6 protein-coding genes and 1 tRNA gene are annotated in these 4575 nt (G+C 68.9%); 5 read left to right on the forward strand and 2 right to left on the reverse strand.

The genetic code is table 11. The annotated features are described in order from the left end of the window. The 3 genes from Q0066_RS12845 to Q0066_RS12855 form a co-directional block, all read left to right on the forward strand. Nucleotides 1-489: TatD family hydrolase (locus Q0066_RS12845; RefSeq protein ID WP_298133486.1), on the forward strand; the 489-nt coding region annotated here is incomplete at its 5' end. Nucleotides 490-609: 120 nt separating this feature from the next. Continuing rightward, on the forward strand, nucleotides 610-1476 hold the full coding sequence (gene rsmA / locus Q0066_RS12850; protein WP_298133488.1) for a 16S rRNA (adenine(1518)-N(6)/adenine(1519)-N(6))-dimethyltransferase RsmA: 867 nt from the start codon (nucleotides 610-612) through the stop codon (nucleotides 1474-1476). A 10-nt stretch (nucleotides 1477-1486) separates the two neighbouring features. Continuing rightward, nucleotides 1487-2419: a 4-(cytidine 5'-diphospho)-2-C-methyl-D-erythritol kinase gene (locus Q0066_RS12855; protein ID WP_298133490.1), complete on the forward strand. Its 933-nt coding sequence runs from the start codon at nucleotides 1487-1489 to the stop codon at nucleotides 2417-2419. 37 nt (nucleotides 2420-2456) lie between these two features. Here Q0066_RS12855 and Q0066_RS12860 read toward each other — a convergent pair whose 3' ends face one another. Then, nucleotides 2457-2612, reverse strand: a complete 156-nt coding sequence (locus Q0066_RS12860; RefSeq protein ID WP_298133492.1) for a hypothetical protein — start codon at nucleotides 2610-2612, stop codon at nucleotides 2457-2459. Nucleotides 2613-2697: 85 nt separating this feature from the next. Between Q0066_RS12860 and Q0066_RS12865 the strand changes: the two genes are divergently transcribed. Further along, entirely contained in the window at nucleotides 2698-3669 is a 972-nt protein-coding gene (locus tag Q0066_RS12865) for a LysR family transcriptional regulator (RefSeq protein WP_298133494.1), read from the forward strand. 42 nt (nucleotides 3670-3711) lie between these two features. On the opposite strand, the gene Q0066_RS12870 is transcribed toward Q0066_RS12865, so the two are convergent. After that, nucleotides 3712-4353, reverse strand: coding sequence for a TetR/AcrR family transcriptional regulator (locus tag Q0066_RS12870; protein ID WP_298133497.1), 642 nt, complete (start codon nucleotides 4351-4353; stop codon nucleotides 3712-3714). A gap of 137 nt (nucleotides 4354-4490) precedes the next feature. Between Q0066_RS12870 and Q0066_RS12875 the strand changes: the two genes are divergently transcribed. Further along, nucleotides 4491-4569: transfer RNA gene (locus Q0066_RS12875), tRNA-Gln, on the forward strand. Nucleotides 4570-4575: the final 6 nt, after the last annotated feature.

The following is a 4575-nucleotide window of genomic DNA, read 5'->3' on the forward strand; positions in this document are numbered from 1 at the left end:
CGAACCACCGATGACGAGGGGAAACATCGCCAGCGTGAGTCGTTCGCGGCACATCTGGCCTGGGCCCGCGAGCACGATCTGGCGATCGTCGTCCACGACCGCGACGCGCACGCCGACGTCCTCGATGTGCTCGACGCCGAGGGCGTCCCGGAGCGGTTCATGATGCACTGCTTCTCCGGCGACGCCGCCTTCGCCCGGCAATGCCTGGATCGGGGCGCCTGGCTGTCCTTCCCCGGCACGGTCACCTTCAAGCCGAACCATGCGCTGCGCGAGGCGTTCGACCTCACCCCGGATGACCGGCTGTTGGTCGAGACCGACGCGCCCTACCTGACCCCGGTGCCGCTGCGGGGCAAGCCGAACGCGTCCTATCTGTTGCCGCACACCGTGCGCTTCCTGGCTGAGCGACGCGGCGCGGACCTGGCCGAGTTCTGCGGATTGCTGGACGCGAACGCGTCGGCACTGTTCGGCGATTGGGGACGAAATGGCTGAGGAAGTGTGGACCCTCGTTGGTCGAGCTTGTCGAGACCTGAGTCTGCGCCCGCTGGCGACAGGTTTCGACAAGCTCAACCAGCGGTCTCACGACGCTCGACCGGCGGGCTGGGGAGAGCGATGAGCGGGGGTCTGCTCGATCCCCGCCGGATCCGCGAACTGGCTGCCGAGCTCGATCTGCGGCCGACCAAGCAGCGCGGCCAGAACTTCGTCCACGACGCCAACACGGTCCGGCGGATCGTGGCGGCCGCCCAACTCGGCCCCGATGAGGTGGTGCTCGAGATCGGTCCGGGTCTCGGCTCGCTCACCCTCGGCCTGCTCGAGGTCGTCTCCTGGGTCCATGCCGTGGAGATCGACGACCGGCTCGCTCGCCGGCTGCCCGCCACCGTCGCCGAGCGGCTGCCCGGAGGCGAGCAGAGGCTCAATGTCGTCGAGGCGGACGCCCTGCGCGTCGACCGGTTGGACGATCCCCAGCCCACCGCGGTGGTGGCGAATCTGCCCTACAACGTGAGCGTGCCGGTGCTGCTGCATGTGCTGGCCAAGTTCCCGACGATCCGGCACGGGCTGGTGATGGTGCAGGCCGAGGTGGCCGACCGGCTGGTCGCGCCGTCCGGGTCGAAGGTGTACGGGGTGCCGTCGGTGAAGCTGGCCTGGTACTGCGCGGCGCGGCGGGTCGGTTCGGTGCCGCCGGCGGTGTTCTGGCCGGTGCCCAACGTCGACTCCGGCTTGGTACGGCTGGAGCGTCGTGACCCACCGGTCACCACCGCCCGCCGCGAGCAGGTTTTCGCCCTCGTCGATGCCGCGTTCGCGCAGCGTCGCAAGATGTTGCGCTCGGCGCTGGCAGGCGTTTTCGGATCCTCGGCGGCGGCTGCCGAAGCGCTGGTCGCGTCCGGCATCGACCCGCAGGCCAGGGGAGAGGTGCTCGATGTCGGTGACTTCGCCCGGCTGGCTGTGGTCGCGGATGCCAACGGGCTGAGCATCGGCTAGCTTTGCGGACGTGGCGACGCCCCTAGCCCCCGAGGCCGATTGGGTCCGGGTCCGGGTCTCCGGAAAGATCAACCTGGCCCTCCGGGTCGGTGCCGTGCGTCCGAGCGGATATCACCCCTTGTCGACGGTGTTTCAGTCGGTGTCGCTGTTTGATGAGGTGGCGGTCCGCTGGGCCGAGCCGGGACGCTTCCCGGTGACGGTCGTCGGCGATCAGGCCGGGCTGGTGCCGACCGACGGAAGCAATCTGGCCGTGAAGGCAGCCAAGCTGCTGGCCGACGAGTACGGTCCGCACCGCTTCGGTGCCGAGCTGGTGATCCGCAAGACGATTCCGGTTGCCGGCGGCATGGCGGGTGGGTCAGCCGACGCCGCAGGTGCGCTGCTGGCCTGCTCGGTGCTGTGGGATCTGGACGTCTCACCCGACGAACTGCGGGAGTTAGGCGCCAGGCTGGGTGCCGACGTGCCCTTCCAGTTGATGGGCGGCACCGCGCTGGGGACCGGACGCGGCGACGAACTGGTGCCGGTGCTGAGCCGCGGCAGCTACCACTGGGTGTTGGCGCTGAGCGCAGATGAGCTGTCCACGCCGGCCGTGTTCGGACGTTTCGACGAACTCAATCCCGACGCCCCGGACGAACTCGCGATGCCCAACGAGGTGATGAACGCGCTGGTATCGGGGGACGCGGGCGCGCTGGGCGCGGTCCTGGTCAACGACCTGGCGCCGGCCGCGCAGTCGTTGCGACCCGAATTGGTGCGGGTACTGGAGTTCGGACGCGAGGCCGGCGCTCTGGGCGCCATCGTGTCGGGTGCAGGGCCGACCTGTGCCTTCCTCGCCCCCAATGAGGCTGCTGCCGTCGACCTGTCGGTGCGGCTCTCCAGCGAGGGCATGTGCCGGGCGGTGCGCCGGGTCACCGGCCCGGTGCCGGGCGCCCGGCTGATCACCACCTGACGTTCCTGGTGGAATCCGCCAGGTGGGCGGGTAGGGCTTACTTGCTCGCCGGGTGATCCAGGAAGGCCTCGGCGGCCACCTGAGCGGCGCTGTACGACGGGGCCACGACGCCCGAGACCGGGAAGGCCAGCAGGGCGGAGGAACCGCGGCGGATGGCGGGACCGAAAACGGCAGCGATCTTGCTGAATCTCATGATGTTCTCCTTCATCTGTTAACTCGCGCTTGGTACGACAACAAGTCTTCGCCACTCGGTTCGATGCGTCCAATGAACTGATGTCATGAAATCCATGCGTAACGCGCATGTATTCTCCCTGTCGGAGGTCGGGATGGATACTGAGGCGCTGCGCTGGTTCGAGATGGTGGCCGACGGTGCGACGGTGACCGAGGTAGCCGAGTTGGAGATGCGCTCACAGCCGGGCATCTCGCGGGCACTCGACCGGCTCGAAGCCGAGGTGGGTGCGGCGCTGTTCCAACGGTCGGGGCGGCTGCTCTCGCTCACCCCCGCAGGTGCCGCGTTCCATCGACATGTCGGTGCGGCACTGCACCGGCTCGATGACGGCATCGCCGCCGTGCAGCAGTTGGTCAGCCCCGAGACGGGGACGGTCAGGGTGGCGTTCCAGGCCTCGCTGGGTACCTGGCTGGTGCCCGATCTGATCGGCAGTTTCCGGCAGCGCTATCCCCAGGTGCGCTTCGACCTGCGGTCCAAGGCTGACGAGCAGGTCACGGCAGTCGGTGCCCGCGGCGTCGTCGACGTCGAACTGTCGACGCTCCATGTCGCCGAGGACGGGGTGACCTGGCACCCGCTGGTCCGCGAACCGATCCGGCTGCTGTTGCCGAGGGAGCACCGCTGTGCGGATCGGCGACGAGTGCAGATCGCCGAGGTCGCCGATGACCCGTTCATCACGCTGCGGAGCTCGTCGCTGCTCCGGGCCCAACTCGATCGGCTGTGTGCGCACGCGGGCATCGAGGTCGAGGTGGCACTGGTGGCCGATGACCTGCCCACACTGCGCGGCTATGTGGCGTCCGGACTCGGCGTGGCCATCATTCCGGCCCGCTGGGACGCCGGGGCGATCGAGCCGTCCTCACCGCGGATGCACTATCTCGAACTGGCCGATCCGGACGCCGAGCGCACCGTCGGGCTGTCCTGGAACGAACATCGGCGGCGTCTGCCGGCTGCGGAACTGTTCCGCAACCATGTGCTGGACCGGGCCAACGCCGGCAAGCTGCCTCGGCCCGTGCCGATTCCGTGAGGTTGTCCTCGGGACGGCTTCTTGGTCGGTCTCTGTCGCGGGCTACTCGTCGGTTTCGGTAGCGGTGCTCTCCGCCCGGTGGGGACGGTCGAGCCGCGGCTCGGGCTGCAGATGGCGCATGCCGTTCCAGGCCAGGTTGACCACATGCGCCGCGACCACGTCCTTGGACAGGCCACTGTCGCGGTTGTCCAGCCACCACTGGCCGGTCAGGGCGACCAGGCCGACCAGCATCTGCGCATACATCGGGGCCAGCGCCGGATCGAGCTGGGTCTTGGAGAACTCGGCGGCCAGCAGATCCTCGGCGCGACCGGCGACGTCGGACAGGATCGTCGCGAACGATCCCTCCGGCGAGGTCGCGGACGACCCGCGCGAGATGATCAGGAAGCCGTCCGGACAAGCATCGATGTAGTCGAGCAGGGCCAGCGTGCCGAGTTCGATCAGCCGCCGGGCACCGGCTCGCGGAGTGGTCAGGGCAGTGCGGATCGCGGTGTGCAGTGCTCGCACCTCGCGATCGACGACCACCGCGTACAGCCCCTCTTTGCCCCCGAAGTGCTCGTACACCACAGGCTTGCTGACCTCGGCGTGGGCGGCGATTTCCTCGACAGAGGTGCCTTCGACGCCCCGCTCGGCGAACAGCCCGCGGGCGACCTCGATCAGTTGCTCGCGGCGTTCCGCCCGCGTCATCCGCACACGCACGCGCCGAGCGCGTCCGGCTGCAGCTGACGAGGATGGCATCCGCCCAGTCTGGCGCCCCTCGGGTCAGCGCGCCAATCCCGGCGAGATGCGGTGGTACGCGCGGGCGACGTAGAGTGTGGCATCGATCCCCGGTTGGTCTTCCGGCAGGGCCCGCCTGACTTTGAATCAGGATTAGCGAAGAAGGTTCGACTCCTTCCCGGGGAGCGTATG

This window comes from Micropruina sp. (assembly GCF_027492755.1).
Classification (GTDB): Bacteria; Actinomycetota; Actinomycetes; order Propionibacteriales; family Propionibacteriaceae; genus Micropruina.

Bases quoted from the DNA above. Each gene is read 5' to 3' on its own strand.
- rsmA (WP_298133488.1), top strand. From the start codon at position 610: ATGAGCGGGGGTCTGCTCGATCCCCGCCGGATCCGCGAACTGGCTGCC.
- Q0066_RS12860 (WP_298133492.1), bottom strand. From the start codon at position 2,612: ATGAGATTCAGCAAGATCGCTGCCGTTTTCGGTCCCGCCATCCGCCGC.
- Q0066_RS12865 (WP_298133494.1), top strand. From the start codon at position 2,698: ATGAAATCCATGCGTAACGCGCATGTATTCTCCCTGTCGGAGGTCGGG.
- Q0066_RS12870 (WP_298133497.1), bottom strand. From the start codon at position 4,353: ATGACGCGGGCGGAACGCCGCGAGCAACTGATCGAGGTCGCCCGCGGG.